Consider the following 14,709-nt stretch of genomic DNA (forward strand, 5'->3'; position numbering starts at 1 on the left):
ATTGCAATAATTTTAAACTACAAGTTTACAGATTTCCATCCAAATTAATGCTACCCTTTATATATGCGTCCTACAAAAAGTAAAGAACAGCTGGCCTATTATAAACATCTGCTTGCTATCGATAAAAAAAGGAACGAATTATCCAATCGTAAAGATGATGAAGATAATTATATTGAAATTCCAAGAATACTTATTGGATATAAAATCAAGCTTGTTCCTATAGATTCATTGAAAAATCGAGATGATGGTCTTGCAGAAGCTGTTGCCGTATCTACCTCATGGTTTCGTTTTTCTGATAAGCCATTCAGGTTATGCAATTTAAAAAGTTATCGATGTGAATTTAGAAATAATCTGTTTTATTGGGATTGCTATGAAAAGGATGAATTTGAAAGCGAATATTTCCAGAACAAAGTCTTTAAGAAAGGATATCTTAAACTTCTGGATATTTGTGAAAAAGATTTTCTAAAACTGAGTGAATCTGCAAAAAAATATTTTGTTCAGGGATTTAAGGAATATGACAAACGCGGAAATCCTGTTTACATCTATCATCCTGACATCCCAAGAACTTATGTACGCGAATATGAAGAAAAACTCTTCTGGAATCGTCTTTATATTCCTGATGGCAAAGCTTTATCTGAGAAGAAAAAACTTGATAATTGGCTCAATTACAAAAGAGAATGTGAACTCTGGCATTATGAAGGCTGGAAAACAAGCCGCTATCGCAAATGGGAACGGAATGTCCAACACAAACAAATTCGGGCTCAGACTAAAATTGAATTGTCAAAAGCTATCAATGAATATTTTGAATCAGAGTAATTTAGCTCATTATTTTAAACTAACAGTTTATATCTATTCAACTTAAAAATAATTAAAATCAACATATGACTTCAAATCGTAATGCTATAGCTGATTATCTTTCTTACACACTTATTTCCACAGGCGAGAATATTAACCTGTGTTTTATAGATGGTGAAATCTGGGCTAATCTAACTCAGATATCAAAGATTTATGATGAAGATGAAAATACAATAAAGACGATTGTTACAAAGATTTTTGAAGATGATGATTTTGATTCTGGAAACTTTTCAAAACAAATAGATGATGTAACTTTTTATGCCTTTGATATTATTATTCAGGTCGGATTCAAAGTAAAAAATCAGAATGCTCTCCGATTCCGGCAATGGGCAACTAAACTTCTTTCGGAATATCTTATCAAAGGATTTGCACTAGATGATGCTCAACTCAAGAATTGCGGTCAAGTTTTCGACGATGATTATTTTATAAAACTCCAAGAAGAATATGAAGAAATTGCCTTATCAAAGCGCTCTTTTATTCAGAAAATTACAGATTTATTTGCAACAGCTTATGATTACGAAAGAGACAGCTTGATAACAAAAGTTTTTTTCCAGAAAGTTTCCAAACTAAACATTTTCATAAGTGATGAAAAATCAAAAAAGATTATTGATTGTTATCTGACTTTAGCAAACAAAAAACTTGCAGGTAAGATTCCTCTAGTAATGAATGACTGGATTTATTATTTCAATCCTCTTTTCGATTTAAGGAATAACAGTGATTTAGAATCGATTATTAAAAACAAAGAATATTTTTCAAAACCAACTTATTATGAAAATCTTGGTTTAATGAAATCATGTGTAAATCCCAATACTCAACAATTTGAAAATGAACTATTTGAAATACTGAAAGATAAAGAGGTTTAATTATGGAAGATGAAGATTATATCGGTTATAGCATGGAAATGCATTGCATGACACCGGATCAAAAGCTGCTTTACTTAAAAGAACTTGTGGACAGTATGCAAAAAGATTATAAAAAACCTGGATTCATTGTTACGTCCGTCGAAGAACTGGAACAAAAACTAGATGAGGGCCTTAAATCTAGTGAGGAAGAACGTAAAGAGAATGCTTTAATTGCAACTTGGACAGACAAAAATCTTGAAAATTATGATGAACAAACACAATTGCATATTATGAAGATTAGATTGAAACTAGAACATCAATTAGGGAATTTCTACAAAATGGGCTTAAAAGAACATGACTTTTTTATAAAACCAATTCAGGAAAAAATAAATAAGCTACCAAAATATGAAGATGATAATTCTTCTTATTAAGTTACCAGATCTTTCCCCGGTTCTTCTTAATTTCACTGCGGATTTTCTTCAACTTTAATTTTCGTTCCTTACTAGCACGAGTCGGCTTTGTTTTTATACGCTTTTTAGGAATTACCAGAGCCTGAACTATCCTGTTTTCAAGACGAGAAAGCGCAATTTCACGATTACGTTCCTGATATCGCTCATCATCCACATCAAGAAAAAGACAGTCTTCTTTATTGATGATAGCTGCAAGTTTTGTGCGAAGACGAGTAACCTCCGCATCAGTAAGACCGCCCAGGGAAGTAACTGGAACAACCAGATGCACTTTGGTATTCACCTTATTCACATTCTGGCCGCCGTTACCACCGCTGCGGGCAAAGGTCATCTGAGAATTATTGATTATGGATTCGTGTAGCTTTGCACGGTTCATTGTTTCTATTGTAGTCATTTTTCTAAAGGTTCTCTACTTTTTTCTTTAGCTAGAGCTAATTCCAGCTTTTTTCTGAAATTCTCCCATTCATCCTTATCACATTTGTCACCCCAAGAATAGAATCCAGTATCGACATCTCTTTGAAATGAATCTAAATCTTCCTTCATAACAAACTTTGTTTTGTGTGATAATCGGTTCAATAAGGGACCCACGAAATGACAGAAAGCTGAAACTATGTATGTCCTTCTTCCTATACAATATCGCATAGCACAATTCAGCATTAGTTCTAAGTCGTCACTTAACTCTATCGTTTGAATCTTATCTTCATTTTCCATATTTTTCTTCCTTATTGTTTAATCAAAAACTCATCCATCCTTTCAGCATTTCCCGTGTCCTCATCAGGATAACCAACCGGATTCAGCTTCAAATGAATTATTCTTCCATCCCCCTGAACCAGATCTTTTGTGCGTACAGAATGGGTATGACCTGCAAGCCAGATGCTTTGGTCTTTCAACTGATCCAGATATTTTTGGCCATTAAAATAAAAGAAGGTTGTATAAACATCATCTTCATAGATTTTTTCAACGCCAAAAAAAAGCGGAATATAGTGAGTCAGTATGATATCCGGCTTTTGGGAAATGACATAATCCAGCTTTTTCATTTGAGAAGCAAGAATATCCTTATGAATATTTCCCATATAGTCCCAGTGACGATAATCAAACCAGCGTTTCCAGTAACAAAGGAATTTTGCCATATTTCCTTCCGGCTCAGGCTCAACTTTATAAGCCCAGCAGAAATCATTGAATGCCATTGTTCCGCCAAACTTCACGCCTTCAAACTCTTCGACTGTCCCATCAAGAATTGAAACATTTCCGAACTTTGAAACTTCTGCTTTCAGAAAATCCAGTTTTGCCTGTGTTTCGGTAAAGGGATTGTTTCGGAAGTATGATTCATTATGAACCGTCAAATCATGATTTCCAAAGACTACAAAAATCTTTTTATAGAGGGGTGAAACTGCCTTGTAAAATTCCACAAAAAGGTGCGGATCATCACAGGTGTCACCTGCCACGCAAAGTACATCCGCTGGTTTGAGTGCATTGTTTATGTAGTTTTCCAGACTTACACGATGATTTATGTAGTGGTCAACATGCAAGTCGCTTGTCATGTAGATTGTCATATTTCTTATTCTTTTTTTCCTGAATTATAAGTTTTATCTGATAGCGATGATTTAATTGTATGATTGGAAGTTCAGTCTGTCTGTAAACCATTAATTTAAAAGATTTACAGACAGAAAAAGACTAGGCACTCAGGCGCAATTTGCAATCGTTACAATTCTTGTTGCAGAGCTTTTCAATCTTGTTTGAAACGCATGAAACTTCGACTTCAATCATGCGCTGAATTACAATCTCTTCGACTGCTGCATCAAACAAGTGAGCAAGCACCAGCAAGTTGTCGATTGTTGGAATTGACTTTCCACTTTCCCAGGCATAAACAGCCTGCGGATATTCAAAACCGAATACGGCCTGAATATCGTGGACAGTGTATCCACTTTTGATTCTGAGTGATTTGATTTGTGCACCGGTTGCTTTCAGATCAACAACCGGCCTTTGAATAGTTACGGTCCTCATATGATTTTTCTCCATTAGCAAAAACTCCATTATCTTTTATTGCCTGCCCAGGCATTTTGTAATTCCAAAGTGCGCGTAGAATTGCCGAATAGCATCTCTTTTTGCCAGTCATTGCACGAGATAATTTTGTAATGTCAAATGTGTCTGTGCTCATTACGCACTCCTTTCATAAAAGATATTTTTACGCCAACGGCGCAGCGGGTTTTTGTCTAAGGCCTGTCAAACCAATGAGACACGGCGCTCGGCTTTTTAGGGCCAGCGACTTTAATTTGTGTTTTGTATTTTCACTTTAACAAATTAATATTCATTTGTCATTAAACTATTAGTTTAAAATTAGCACTTATAATAAAAAAGCACCGGAATCCGTTCCGAAGAACTTCAACAGGTGCCCCAGATTTGCAGTTTCCAACTGATATAGAAATAACTGTTAAACTTTTTAAGTTTTTAATTGTTCCTTAATTTTTAAAAAGCCATCGACATTCAAAAAGATAAAACCAAAAATACGGAAAATCCGGTTTATAAAATATTATAGTTTTATATTTTTAAAGGCCGTAATGGAGGCCATCTTTGCTCGGGGGTTCCCCCCGAAGGCGGCCAGTAATTCTCATAGGTGGAGGTCTTACCCCCCCTGGCGCGGATACCAGCTGGAACTTGATAAGAAAATAATCTGATAATCAAACGATTAATAGACTAAAATCAAACCAAGTATGTTTTCCCCCACTCGAAAAACACCTTTCCTGCATATCTGTCCTATAGAATGCCTTCCGGCAATTCATAGTCAATTTTGTGAGTAGCATTGAAAGCTGTAAGTTCATCACGAACAGCTTCAAGCTCACGGTTAAGCTGCTTTTTCAATCCAATCAGAGAAAGACCGAAAGTCTCGTCTGTGAGCATTGGATAGTTATAAGTAGTAACTTTTACACGCTTGTAATTTCCCTTTTCATCCATGTGTTCATAATCATACTCAAGACTTTCTGATTCTGATTCAACAATTCTCTCCATATTGATCTGATATTCAACAACAGAGAGTTTTGATTTTATTGCAGCTTCTTTGAAAAGCAGATTATGACCTTCTCGGTTTGCTTTTTCGATTGCTGTATTTAATTCAAGAATTGCATCTGTGAGAGTAAACATTCTCTTCACAACATCTTCATAACTCATTCCATCAAGAGCAGCAACTTTTTCAGCACGTTTTGCTGCAATTTCTTCAGCTTCAGGAACTTTACCCTTAAATGAAATCTGATGAGGATAATCATGGATAAGTTCATTCAAGTTGCTGACTTCTTTCTTAAGCTCAGCTCTAACACGCATTGCTTTCTGTAGTGTCATTTTTTTTTTACCTCCATTCGTTTATGGTTATAAGATACTGGAGGCTTTAAGAAAAAGCATTAAACTTGTAATTTAATCCTTATACAGTTGAAACTTCTTACTGATGGAATGCGCAACATCATCCTGCAGAGGCTTAAACCAGATTCCGACGGTGCAGCGGCCTTCGCCATTTTCGTCCACCCATTCAGGAGTTAGTTCTGTAAGGCAGGCATCATTTATCATTCCAAAATCCTGATTTTCAACCAGCCCAAGATTCAGAGCCATTTCACGAGCCTGTAGTAATTTATTTAGATTTTTTGCTTCACAGATTGTTTTTGTAATGCGACCATTCAAATAGTCGTCATATATCTCGCGGTCTAAATCAAAAGAGACGTGAACACTTCCATCCTGTTCCATAAGATTTCTTTTGATAAGCCATATCCAGTATCCCTCTGCACAATGAGCAACCATTGCCCCAAGCTTTCCTGCAGAAAGATGCAAATCCTTTCTGATAATAAATAATCTTCGCATTCCCATAAAGCTGTTTTCCTTTTGAACTGGTGACAAATTGTCACCGTTTCATATTTCAAGTTCTTTCCTGATTTCTTTCATCGCCTGTTCAAAATCCTGGACCCGATCTTCTTCAATATCTGCGAGCCCTTCAAGCAATTGATTTACAAGAGTTCTATAAGTTTTATATTCAGGAGTATTTTCGCGCACCTGCAAATCAGAAAAATCAATCTGCTTTAAAACATACAAATCTTCCACATGACAATTATACAGTTTAGACAAAATATCAAAGTTTTCGATACAAGGAATATTCTTACACTTTTCATTTTCCCAGGCGTAAATTGCCACAGGAGTCTCAAATCCAAATATTTCCTGCAACTGCTTTACGCTATATCCATTTTTATTGCGCAGCTCTTTTAAAAGTCTTGAAGTTGCCGGTATATCAACGACAGTTCGTTTTGCTGGTTTAATTGAATATGAATATTCCATACGCACATTATAAAAGGAATCTTCAGAAAGGAACAGTAAACTGTTAGTTTAAAATTAGAAGCCTACTGTCTGGTTTTAGCCCGATAGTCTCTGCATTTTAAGCAAACAGGTCTCCAGAAGTCCAACGAACTGAATAAACAATGCAGATGGAACTCACTTTTTGGCTGACGGTGTAATTTCAATAGTAACCTTTCCATCTTCATCTGCTTTATCAATCGGAATTGTCTGCATCACAATACCAATATCTCCGCGGGAAAATTTTACTTTACTGATATCAAGTTTTTTGCCTGATGCCAATTTGCTCAAAAAGTTTTGTTCACCCATTGTACAAACTCCCGCGTCCTGTGCTATACTTATCCTATGTTTGAATATGGAAGAGCTATTTGTTATTCTGGTTACAGAAGAAATCAGTCGCCTGTAAATTGCACCTACCCTACTTATGATCAGGTTGTAGAAGATTTACAGATTTTAGTTAATTTGGGATTTAAGTACATCCGCATGTATGACCCTGTGGAATATGCCCGAACCACCTGTCAGGTTATCCGCGATAAGGGTTTTGATTTGAAGCTGATGCTTGGCCCTGGAATTCAGTCTGAGGTTAACAATCCTGGCTGCCCTTGGCTTAAGACAAATGATTCTGATGCTGAACTTGCTGAACGTGCTAAATGGAATGATACTCGAGTCGAAGACCTTATCAAAATTGCAAATGAATATGATGATGTTATCAATGCAGTTTCAATCGGAAACGAAAACACTCCTAGCTGGGGTGCCAATAATGTGCCGGTTGAACGTCTCATCACTTTTGCGGACCGTCTTAAAGCAGGCTGTAAGCAGCCGGTAACCTTCAACGAGGGCGCCTTTGAATGGCCGGCCCTCACTGAACTTGCAAAGCATCTTGATATTATCTGTGTGCATTCTTACCCTCTCTGGTATGGCAATACTGTTGATGAGGCTCTTGCTGTAAATAAAGAATGGTACAAAAAAATCAAAGATATTTATCCGGATAAGCCGGTTATTTTTTCTGAGATTGGATGGGCTACTGATGCTGTTGATTTCTCACAGATGAAGGAAGGACAGCCTAACGAAGAAAATCAGAAAAAATATTATAAGGATTTCTGGGCCTGGGCAGACAGTGAGAAAATTATTTCTTATATGTTTGAAGCCTTTGATGAACCCTGGAAGGGTGGCAACAATCCACGTGAAGCAGAAAAGCACTGGGGCATCTTCGACGTGGACCGCAAACCTAAACTTGTTGAATTGTAATATTCAACTTTCCTTTTACCTCTGGCAACTGAATGCGATATTTTGTTGCCAGAGCCGGGCCGCAGGAATTTGAACCAACGCCGGCCATTTTATAATCCAGACACAAAACAGTATAATCAGATTCCTCAAGCTCAAAGTTGTGACGCTTAGTCCAGAGTTCCTCCTGAGTAAATCTCGAAGCATTAAAACTGATATTTTTCTTTTTTCCAGTTTTTACATTCTGACCCGAACAAACCAACGTTAGTTTGTTATTTGAAAGCTTTACATATCGGCAATCGTAATGAGAAGAATTTTCCTGAGGACGAATATATGGCTCATACATATCGCCGACCTTAGCCTTAAACTTTCCAAGCCAGGTTGCCTGATGTTTATCTATATAACTTTCTGTCGGACCATATCCAAAGTATTCAACCTTATCAAATGACTTATCCAGGAAAAGACGAAGACCGATTCTTGGCAGTATAAAGATTTTTCTTGTCGCAGTAAAATCAAACTCAACAGAGAGGTTTGAAGATGCCGGGACAGCTGTCGACTGGCCGCAGCCAATAGTATAAATTACAGTTCCATACATAAAAGGTTGATGACTGCTCCATACAAAGCCCTGATCAACGATAATCTGAATTGACTTTCCATCTTTGCTTGGCTCAATTCGAGAACCAAAAACTTTAATCTCATAATCATGAAGATGGGCTCCAAACCATTCTCCCTTCATAGGGTCGTTATCGAGAGGGGCTCTCATAAAATTAAAGGACATCGGCTTTTTGAGCAGTTCTTTCTTTTCATTTTTGATTGAATCAAAAACTCCGCTTCTGCGATTGAAAGAATATGTTATACTGCCGGCTGTTACTGTATAACGCAAGCCGTTAGCCTCGACATACAAAGCCTTCCCCAGCTGAACTTTTTTACAATCCGGCTTAACCAGAAAGGCTTCCTGCCAGTTCTGGTTTTCATTATGCTTTTCGGCGTTACGGGCAAACTTTACAAGAGCATCAATTTCCGCTCTGGCATTTTCCTGAATACCCTTTGCATCGCGCTTTCCAGGCTGCCATATTTTTTGACCAGGAAGTTCCGGAAGATAAGAAGCCTTGCGCAAGATTTCCGCTTCGTCATCAGCATCTTCGCTTGCCGAAAGCTGCACCTGATCAAAACAAACTTCAAAGCCTTTGTCGCACCAGAGACTGTCAGCTTTTGAAGTAAAGATAAATCTGATGTAAGAATCTTTTCCTTCGAACTTTGGAATGCCTGTCAGACTGATTTTTTTCTTACCCAGTGGTGGAAGTGCAGGCAGCTCGAGGCCATCTGATTTCACCACATCACCATCAATCATTACTTCATAGCGGCAGTCGAGCACCTGAGCCGCATCCGTAAATGCAAGAAGATTTGTAAACTCAAATGTAGCACTGCCCGGCACAGAATTCTTTCCATCGGCCAGTTTGCGAACCCTAACAGGTCTGTAAACCTGCTTTGCTTCTAGAAGGCCTGTGTGAGGGCGGCGGTCCGGATAAACAAGCCCGTCGCAGCAGAAGTTTCCGTCGTTATGCTTTTCGCCCCAGTCTCCACCATAGCCGTACTTAGGCATGCCGTCACGGGTTTTACCAAGAATAACTGAATGGTCACACCACTCCCAGATAAATCCTTCGCAGAAACGATCTGAACTATGAAAGAGTTTATGATAATCTTCCAGGTCTCCCGGACCATTTCCCATTGCATGACAGTACTCACAGAGTACCAGAGGACGTTTTTCTTTTTTATCCTCGGCCATCTTTTTCCAGTCCTGCACGCTCGGGTACATTCGGGAAACGAGGTCGTACACAGCATCGTTCGTATCACCCTGATTATGAACACTTTCATAATGAAGAAGCCGGCTGTCGTCAAAGCTCTTTATCCACTTTGCGGCCTCAGTAAAGTTTTTGCCATTTCCGCTTTCATTACCCATAGACCAGATAACTATACTTGGACGGTTTATGTTTCTCATGACACAGGATTTTTCGCGGTCAAGAATTCCCTTGTAAAAAAGCTTGTTACTTGCGGCTAAGGCAATTCCTGAATAGTCAGACCAGTCCCAGTGAGGAGTGTTGTTTACAGAAACGCTTCCGTGCATTTCCAGGTCTGCCTCACAGATAAGGTAAAAGCCATAACGGTCGCAGAGCTTATAAAAGACCGGCGCATTCGGATAGTGAGATGTTCGGATTGCGTTGATGTTATGCTGCTTCATAAGGCTCAGGTCTTTTTCTATCTGGGCGATGCTGCTTACATAACCGGTATCAGGATAGCTGTCGTGTCGGTTCACTCCGCGGAACTTAATCGGCTGTCCGTTGATTTTAAGAACGCCCTTCTCGCTGGTGATTTTTCTGAAGCCCACTTCTTCGCCAATCTGCTCGTCGGCTGTTTCGAGAAGAAGTTTATAAAGAATGGGATTTTCTGCAGACCACAATTGAGGAGAGTCCACATTGATTTCCAGTTCAACGCCCTTCTTTGCCTTGCCCTTAAAAATCTCCTTTCCATCAGGCGCCGACAAAGTCACATCCGCATCCGCCCCGCCTACAGTCACTTCCAAAACTGCCGAACGATAGTTAGTTTTCAAGTTAGTCTTAATTCGATAATCACTTATACACTTTTCCGGACGGGACAAAATGTAAACGTCCCGGAAAATTCCTGATAATCTGATTTTATCCTGATCTTCCATATAAGTTCCAAAGCACCACTTAAGAACCGCAACTGTAATCAGGTTTTGTCCCTTCTTCAAAAACGGAGTGATATTAAACTCCGCCGTGTGATGCGACACTTCAGAATATCCGCAGAACTTGCCGTTCACATAAAGATAAAGGCAGCTGTCTACGCCCTCAAAACAAAGAATACGCTCAAGCCCATCAGCCTGGTATTCATATTCGCGGTAATAAATGCCCACCGGATTTTCGTCCGGAACATAAGGCGGATTATAAGGAATAGGATAATCAACATTAGTGTACTGAGGCTTATCGTAGCCATGCAGCTGCCAGTTAGCAGGCACAGGTATTTTCTTTTTATCAGCCAGAGCAGCGCGGGCAAGCTTACCGTCCGCAAAATCATCCTCAAGGTCAATCAGGCTGTCATAATAACGAAAGCCCCACTTACCATTGAGCAGCTCAAAACGGTTAGATTTTCCCCGAGCCCCAAAAGGATTCTGTCCCTTCTCTTTCCCAAAAGGAATAAAATAAGAATGATTTTCCAAAGTATTTACATGGAAGATATCCGGATTTTCATGGTAAACCATCTCGGCCTTAGCCGACCCTTTTTTAGCAATCTGACTGATGTTCATATCAACAGTATACAACTCTGTGTCATAGTTGTTAAGGTCGAAAACTATATAAAAATCATATTGGCTTCCGCTGCGCCATAAGCGAAACCGCTGGCTCTCCCTTTTTTGTGTAAGAATCCTGCGGTTTTTGCAGGCAAAAATCCTCGGATTCTTTTTATGGCTAAGCGCCAAAAAGTTCGAGATGCGGCTCGCTTCTGTCTCCGCTCACGCCAATCTGATTTTTATACATTTCAGTTCACAAATGCAACAAAGAGTTGTTATTATTGATAGAAACAACAAATTACAGTATACTTTTGTTATGAGTAAGCAAATGATAATGGGAAACCAGGCCATCGCCCTCGGTGCCCTTAAAGCAGGTGTAAATCTGGTAGCAGGTTACCCCGGAACCCCTTCCAGCGAAATTATTGAATTTATTTCCAAGTATAAAGACAAAACCGGAACCTACGTAGAATGGTCCGTTAACGAAAAAGCCGCAGCCGAGGTTGCAGCCGGTGCCAGCTATGCAGGCAGCCGCACACTCATAACAATGAAGCAGGTTGGTCTCAATGTTGCAAGCGACCCTGTTATGTGCCTTTCTTACGTTGGCGTTAAAGGCGGCATGGTAATTGTAAGCGCCGATGACCCGGGTCCAATTTCCAGCCAGACAGAACAGGACACCCGTAACTTTGCCCAGTATTCAAAGCTCCCCTGTTTTGATCCTTCTACTCCACTCGAAGCATACGAGATGATTCAGGAGGCCTTTGAGCTTTCCGAAAAATATAACACTCCTGTTCTCCTCCGCCCAACTACCCGAGTAGACCACGCCTACGAAAGCATGGACTTTCCGGAGCTTTGCCCTTGCCGTAAGCCTGGCCAGTTCGAAAAAGATTCTAAGCGCTGGGTAATCTTCCCGCGTTCCTCATACAACAATCACAAGCGCATTTTTGAGCGCAACGAGAAGATTCTTCCGGCAGAGTTTTCAAAGAGTAAATGGAATTATGTAGGGGGAAGTCGACCCCTTAGGGAGCGACCCTGCGAAGCAGGGGAAAAACAGTCCAGTGGACTGTTTTTAGCGAGTCTCGGCGAAAGCTGTGCTTTCGCCGCCGCTTCAGCTACCCCTTCTCCTAGGGGCTCTGCCCCTAAAACCCCGGCCTTCGCCGCCGGCGGAATCTCTTACTGCTACCTGATGGAAGCACTTTCCATCCTGGGCCTCAAAGATATACCGGTTCTCAAGATTGGAACCCCTTATCCATTCCCAAAACCTTTAGCAGAAGAATTCCTCAAGTCGCACGAGCAAATCGTAGTTTTTGAAGAATTAGACCCTGTTATTGAGGAAAATTTGATAAAAATCACCGGAAACGCTCGAGTAAATTGCCAAATTCGCGGAAAACTCGACGGCACCGTTCCAGAGGCCGGCGAGCTCAGCGTGGAGATAATCAAGAAGATAATCACTACGGTGGTTGAGTGCCCGCAAAGCGGGTGTATCGAAACCACCACAGAAACACCAGCCCCCGACCTTCCTGTCCGCCCGCCGGTTCTCTGCGCAGGCTGCCCTCACAGGGCTTCCTTCTATGCCGTAAAGCAGGCAATGAAAGGCAAGAAAACCGTTTACTGCGGAGACATCGGCTGTTACACCCTGGGCAACGCAATGCCACTCGACATGACAGACACCTGTCTTTGTATGGGCGCAGACATCACCATGGCTCAGGGCTTTTACCACAACGAGCCGGACCGCTACTGCTTCAGTTTCATCGGTGACTCCACCTTCTTTGCAAGCGGAATTACCGGCGTTGTAAATGCAGTTTATAATCAGGCTAAACAGACAATCTGTATTCTCGATAACTCAACTACTGCAATGACAGGCCATCAGCCACACCCGGGAACGGGCGTAACAATGATGGGAGAAATAGTTGAGAAAATCAGCATAGAAAAAATCCTGGACGCTGTTGGAGTAAAGCCGGTAATCACCGTAAACCCATTCGACCAGAAGGCTGCAGTGGAAGCCGTTCAGAAAGCAAGTGAAACTCCTGGCGTAAGTGCAATCATCTTTAAGGCACCTTGTATCGCAATTGCACAGAAAGTAGGCTGGGAAAAACCTCACGCACTGACAGTAGACACAGGCAAGTGTATCGGCTGCCGCAAGTGCATCAACGAGCTCGGCTGCCCGGCACTAAGTGTTAGCTTGACTAAGAATGAAAAAGGTAAACAGTTAGTTGAAATAGACAAGAGCCTGTGTACAGGATGTAGTTTGTGTAAACAGGTGTGTCCAACAGGAGCAATTAAATGAGTAAAAATATAATCATCTGTGGCGTGGGCGGTCAGGGAACCGTACTTGCCGCAAAAGTACTTTCACAGGCAGCGATTGCTAACGGCGAGCGCGTGCTTTCAGCCGAGACAATCGGAATGGCCCAGAGAGGCGGCTCGGTTGTAAGTCATGTACGAATCGGGGGTGACGTATACTCTCCTCTCGTGCCACAGGGCCAGGCAGACGTACTCATTGCCTTTGAAGCGGCAGAAGCTGTACGCAACATTGCTTACCTCAAGCAGGGCGGTACTGTAATCGTGAACAAAAAGGTTGTTCAGCCGGTAACTGCCAGCCTGAGCGGAAAAGCCTTTGACGAAAACGAAATGATAGCCTACCTTGAAAAGGTTGCTGCAAAAGTAGTTGCTGTAGACACAGACGAAGCCTGCCACCAGCTGGGAAGCAGCAAGGTTGTAAACATGGTTTTGCTGGGAGCTGCAAGCCACGCCGGCCTTATCGACATTGACCAGCTCAAGGCTGCCATAAAAGCACTGGTTAAACCAGACTTTTACGAGTTGAACCTACGTGCAGTCGACTGGAAATAGCTCAAAATCTAAAAAAAAGTTTATAAAACTTGGTTGATTTAAAACTAATTTTACTTTAGTATTTGTAAGGTTGCATTCACAACCAAATATTTAAGAATCATTAAAAAATAGCCACAACAATAAGGAGAGATTCGGATGGTAACGAAAAAAAAAGAAAAGCTTGTTGTAGATAGCGTTGACAAGGCTATCAAATCCTACATGGACGACAAATGTTCTCCTGCAGAATACAAAAAGCTGATTTTTAAACTTGAAGGCGGACTTGTAAAAGCAGTTCTTCAAAAAAATCTATCTGTAGTTGAATTTGCAAATGCAGACAGAATATTAAATGAATTTGAAAACCGAAAAAAAGGTTTAGTATAAGTTGAAAAGGTTGTCCTTATGGACAGCCTTTTTTATTTCAGGAGATTAAAAAATGTCTGATTTAGAAAAAGCACGCAAATTTTTTGAAGGTGATTTTTACGCAACAAAAGCAACCGGAATTATAATTGAAGAAGTTGGTGATTACTTTGCCCGCTGCTCTTTCGAAATCACCCGCAATCATCAGAATGCCTACGGCGGTGTGATGGGTGGTGCCATTTTTACACTGGCCGACTACACCTTTGCTGTTTCATCAAATTTTAATCAGCCGCAGACTGTTTCCATCACAAGTCAGATAAACTTTATAGGTATGGCAAAAGGCAAAAAGCTGATTGCCGAATCCCGCCTGATTAAAGACGGCCGATCGACCTGCCTTTATGAAATTAACATCACCGATGAGCTTGGAACAAAGGTTGCTATGGCTACCTTCACCGGCATGAAACTTTCATCTAAATAAATTTCAAAGTTTCTATTGACAGAAACAAAATCT

At 40.5% G+C, this 14,709-nt stretch carries 18 protein-coding genes; 8 read left to right on the forward strand and 10 right to left on the reverse strand.

The window, feature by feature from the left end; genetic code table 11:
- Positions 1 to 63 precede the first annotated feature (63 nt).
- From G626_RS0108745 to G626_RS0108755, 3 genes are all read left to right on the forward strand, one after another.
- A complete protein-coding gene (locus G626_RS0108745) occupies positions 64 to 816 on the forward strand; it encodes a hypothetical protein (RefSeq protein WP_022932407.1) in 753 nt (250 codons plus the stop codon).
- Between the two features lie 65 nt (positions 817 to 881).
- The gene (rhuM, locus tag G626_RS0108750; RefSeq protein ID WP_022932408.1) at positions 882 to 1,718 is read left to right on the forward strand and encodes a RhuM family protein; all 837 of its coding nucleotides are present in this window, start codon (positions 882 to 884) and stop codon (positions 1,716 to 1,718) included.
- A gap of 2 nt (positions 1,719 to 1,720) precedes the next feature.
- Positions 1,721 to 2,128 carry a hypothetical protein gene (locus G626_RS0108755; RefSeq protein WP_022932409.1) on the forward strand — a complete coding sequence of 136 codons (408 nt, stop codon included), beginning with the start codon at positions 1,721 to 1,723 and terminating at the stop codon, positions 2,126 to 2,128.
- A 1-nt stretch (position 2,129) separates the two neighbouring features.
- Here the strand turns inward: G626_RS0108755 and arfB are convergent, their stop codons facing one another.
- From arfB to G626_RS18100, 9 genes are all read right to left on the reverse strand, one after another.
- The gene (gene arfB / locus G626_RS0108760; protein WP_022932410.1) at positions 2,130 to 2,558 is read right to left on the reverse strand and encodes an alternative ribosome rescue aminoacyl-tRNA hydrolase ArfB; all 429 of its coding nucleotides are present in this window, start codon (positions 2,556 to 2,558) and stop codon (positions 2,130 to 2,132) included.
- Complete coding sequence (locus G626_RS0108765; protein WP_022932411.1) at positions 2,555 to 2,875, reverse strand: hypothetical protein; 321 nt, start codon at positions 2,873 to 2,875, stop codon at positions 2,555 to 2,557. Before G626_RS0108765 ends, arfB begins: the two co-directional genes overlap by 4 nt.
- 11 nt (positions 2,876 to 2,886) lie before the next feature.
- A complete protein-coding gene (locus tag G626_RS0108770; RefSeq protein ID WP_027727068.1) occupies positions 2,887 to 3,717 on the reverse strand; it encodes a metallophosphoesterase family protein in 831 nt (276 codons plus the stop codon).
- A gap of 121 nt (positions 3,718 to 3,838) precedes the next feature.
- On the reverse strand, positions 3,839 to 4,168 hold the full coding sequence (locus G626_RS0108775; protein ID WP_022932413.1) for a helix-turn-helix domain-containing protein: 330 nt from the start codon (positions 4,166 to 4,168) through the stop codon (positions 3,839 to 3,841).
- On the reverse strand, positions 4,134 to 4,322 hold the full coding sequence (locus G626_RS0108780; protein ID WP_022932414.1) for a hypothetical protein: 189 nt from the start codon (positions 4,320 to 4,322) through the stop codon (positions 4,134 to 4,136). The genes G626_RS0108775 and G626_RS0108780 overlap by 35 nt, the downstream gene beginning before the upstream one ends.
- A gap of 596 nt (positions 4,323 to 4,918) precedes the next feature.
- Positions 4,919 to 5,497 carry a hypothetical protein gene (locus G626_RS0108785; RefSeq protein WP_022932415.1) on the reverse strand — a complete coding sequence of 193 codons (579 nt, stop codon included), beginning with the start codon at positions 5,495 to 5,497 and terminating at the stop codon, positions 4,919 to 4,921.
- A 72-nt stretch (positions 5,498 to 5,569) separates the two neighbouring features.
- On the reverse strand, positions 5,570 to 6,007 hold the full coding sequence (locus tag G626_RS0108790; RefSeq protein WP_027727069.1) for a peptidyl-tRNA hydrolase: 438 nt from the start codon (positions 6,005 to 6,007) through the stop codon (positions 5,570 to 5,572).
- A gap of 48 nt (positions 6,008 to 6,055) precedes the next feature.
- Positions 6,056 to 6,475 (reverse strand): helix-turn-helix domain-containing protein, encoded by a 420-nt coding sequence (locus G626_RS17460; protein ID WP_022932417.1) that lies wholly within the window; start codon positions 6,473 to 6,475, stop codon positions 6,056 to 6,058.
- 153 nt (positions 6,476 to 6,628) lie between these two features.
- Positions 6,629 to 6,799, reverse strand: coding sequence for a hypothetical protein (locus tag G626_RS18100; protein WP_022932418.1), 171 nt, complete (start codon positions 6,797 to 6,799; stop codon positions 6,629 to 6,631).
- 36 nt (positions 6,800 to 6,835) lie between these two features.
- Between G626_RS18100 and G626_RS0108805 the strand changes: the two genes are divergently transcribed.
- Positions 6,836 to 7,738 (forward strand): glycosyl hydrolase family 17 protein, encoded by a 903-nt coding sequence (locus G626_RS0108805; RefSeq protein WP_022932419.1) that lies wholly within the window; start codon positions 6,836 to 6,838, stop codon positions 7,736 to 7,738.
- Here the strand turns inward: G626_RS0108805 and G626_RS17465 are convergent.
- A complete protein-coding gene (locus G626_RS17465) occupies positions 7,719 to 11,036 on the reverse strand; it encodes a glycoside hydrolase family 2 TIM barrel-domain containing protein (RefSeq protein ID WP_156003271.1) in 3,318 nt (1,105 codons plus the stop codon). The two genes, G626_RS0108805 and G626_RS17465, sit on opposite strands and share 20 nt — an antisense overlap.
- A 298-nt stretch (positions 11,037 to 11,334) precedes the next feature.
- On the opposite strand from G626_RS17465, the gene G626_RS0108815 reads away from it, so the two are divergent.
- From G626_RS0108815 to G626_RS0108830, 4 genes are all read left to right on the forward strand, one after another.
- Entirely contained in the window at positions 11,335 to 13,302 is a 1,968-nt protein-coding gene (locus tag G626_RS0108815) for a thiamine pyrophosphate-dependent enzyme (RefSeq protein WP_027727070.1), read from the forward strand.
- A complete protein-coding gene (locus G626_RS0108820) occupies positions 13,299 to 13,862 on the forward strand; it encodes an indolepyruvate oxidoreductase subunit beta (RefSeq protein ID WP_022932422.1) in 564 nt (187 codons plus the stop codon). The genes G626_RS0108815 and G626_RS0108820 overlap by 4 nt, the downstream gene beginning before the upstream one ends.
- Before the next feature lie 135 nt (positions 13,863 to 13,997).
- The gene (locus tag G626_RS0108825; protein ID WP_022932423.1) at positions 13,998 to 14,222 is read left to right on the forward strand and encodes a hypothetical protein; all 225 of its coding nucleotides are present in this window, start codon (positions 13,998 to 14,000) and stop codon (positions 14,220 to 14,222) included.
- A gap of 52 nt (positions 14,223 to 14,274) precedes the next feature.
- Positions 14,275 to 14,676, forward strand: coding sequence for a PaaI family thioesterase (locus tag G626_RS0108830; protein WP_022932424.1), 402 nt, complete (start codon positions 14,275 to 14,277; stop codon positions 14,674 to 14,676).
- Positions 14,677 to 14,709 lie beyond the last annotated feature (33 nt).

It is taken from the genome of Treponema bryantii NK4A124 (assembly GCF_000421345.1).
GTDB classification, from domain to species: Bacteria; Spirochaetota; Spirochaetia; order Treponematales; family Treponemataceae; genus Treponema_D; species Treponema_D bryantii_B.

Excerpts from the sequence above, each read along its gene's own strand:
- G626_RS0108805 (WP_022932419.1), top strand. The coding sequence starts at position 6,836 with ATGTTTGAATATGGAAGAGCTATTTGTTATTCTGGTTACAGAAGAAAT.
- arfB (WP_022932410.1), bottom strand. The coding sequence starts at position 2,558 with ATGACTACAATAGAAACAATGAACCGTGCAAAGCTACACGAATCCATA.
- G626_RS0108790 (WP_027727069.1), bottom strand. The coding sequence starts at position 6,007 with ATGCGAAGATTATTTATTATCAGAAAGGATTTGCATCTTTCTGCAGGA.
- G626_RS0108830 (WP_022932424.1), top strand. The coding sequence starts at position 14,275 with ATGTCTGATTTAGAAAAAGCACGCAAATTTTTTGAAGGTGATTTTTAC.
- G626_RS18100 (WP_022932418.1), bottom strand. The coding sequence starts at position 6,799 with ATGGGTGAACAAAACTTTTTGAGCAAATTGGCATCAGGCAAAAAACTT.
- G626_RS0108780 (WP_022932414.1), bottom strand. The coding sequence starts at position 4,322 with ATGAGCACAGACACATTTGACATTACAAAATTATCTCGTGCAATGACT.
- G626_RS0108755 (WP_022932409.1), top strand. The coding sequence starts at position 1,721 with ATGGAAGATGAAGATTATATCGGTTATAGCATGGAAATGCATTGCATG.
- G626_RS0108815 (WP_027727070.1), top strand. The coding sequence starts at position 11,335 with ATGAGTAAGCAAATGATAATGGGAAACCAGGCCATCGCCCTCGGTGCC.
- G626_RS0108770 (WP_027727068.1), bottom strand. The coding sequence starts at position 3,717 with ATGACAATCTACATGACAAGCGACTTGCATGTTGACCACTACATAAAT.
- G626_RS0108775 (WP_022932413.1), bottom strand. The coding sequence starts at position 4,168 with ATGAGGACCGTAACTATTCAAAGGCCGGTTGTTGATCTGAAAGCAACC.
- G626_RS0108745 (WP_022932407.1), top strand. The coding sequence starts at position 64 with ATGCGTCCTACAAAAAGTAAAGAACAGCTGGCCTATTATAAACATCTG.
- G626_RS17460 (WP_022932417.1), bottom strand. The coding sequence starts at position 6,475 with ATGGAATATTCATATTCAATTAAACCAGCAAAACGAACTGTCGTTGAT.
- G626_RS0108765 (WP_022932411.1), bottom strand. The coding sequence starts at position 2,875 with ATGGAAAATGAAGATAAGATTCAAACGATAGAGTTAAGTGACGACTTA.
- G626_RS0108825 (WP_022932423.1), top strand. The coding sequence starts at position 13,998 with ATGGTAACGAAAAAAAAAGAAAAGCTTGTTGTAGATAGCGTTGACAAG.
- rhuM (WP_022932408.1), top strand. The coding sequence starts at position 882 with ATGACTTCAAATCGTAATGCTATAGCTGATTATCTTTCTTACACACTT.
- G626_RS17465 (WP_156003271.1), bottom strand. The coding sequence starts at position 11,036 with ATGAACATCAGTCAGATTGCTAAAAAAGGGTCGGCTAAGGCCGAGATG.
- G626_RS0108820 (WP_022932422.1), top strand. The coding sequence starts at position 13,299 with ATGAGTAAAAATATAATCATCTGTGGCGTGGGCGGTCAGGGAACCGTA.
- G626_RS0108785 (WP_022932415.1), bottom strand. The coding sequence starts at position 5,497 with ATGACACTACAGAAAGCAATGCGTGTTAGAGCTGAGCTTAAGAAAGAA.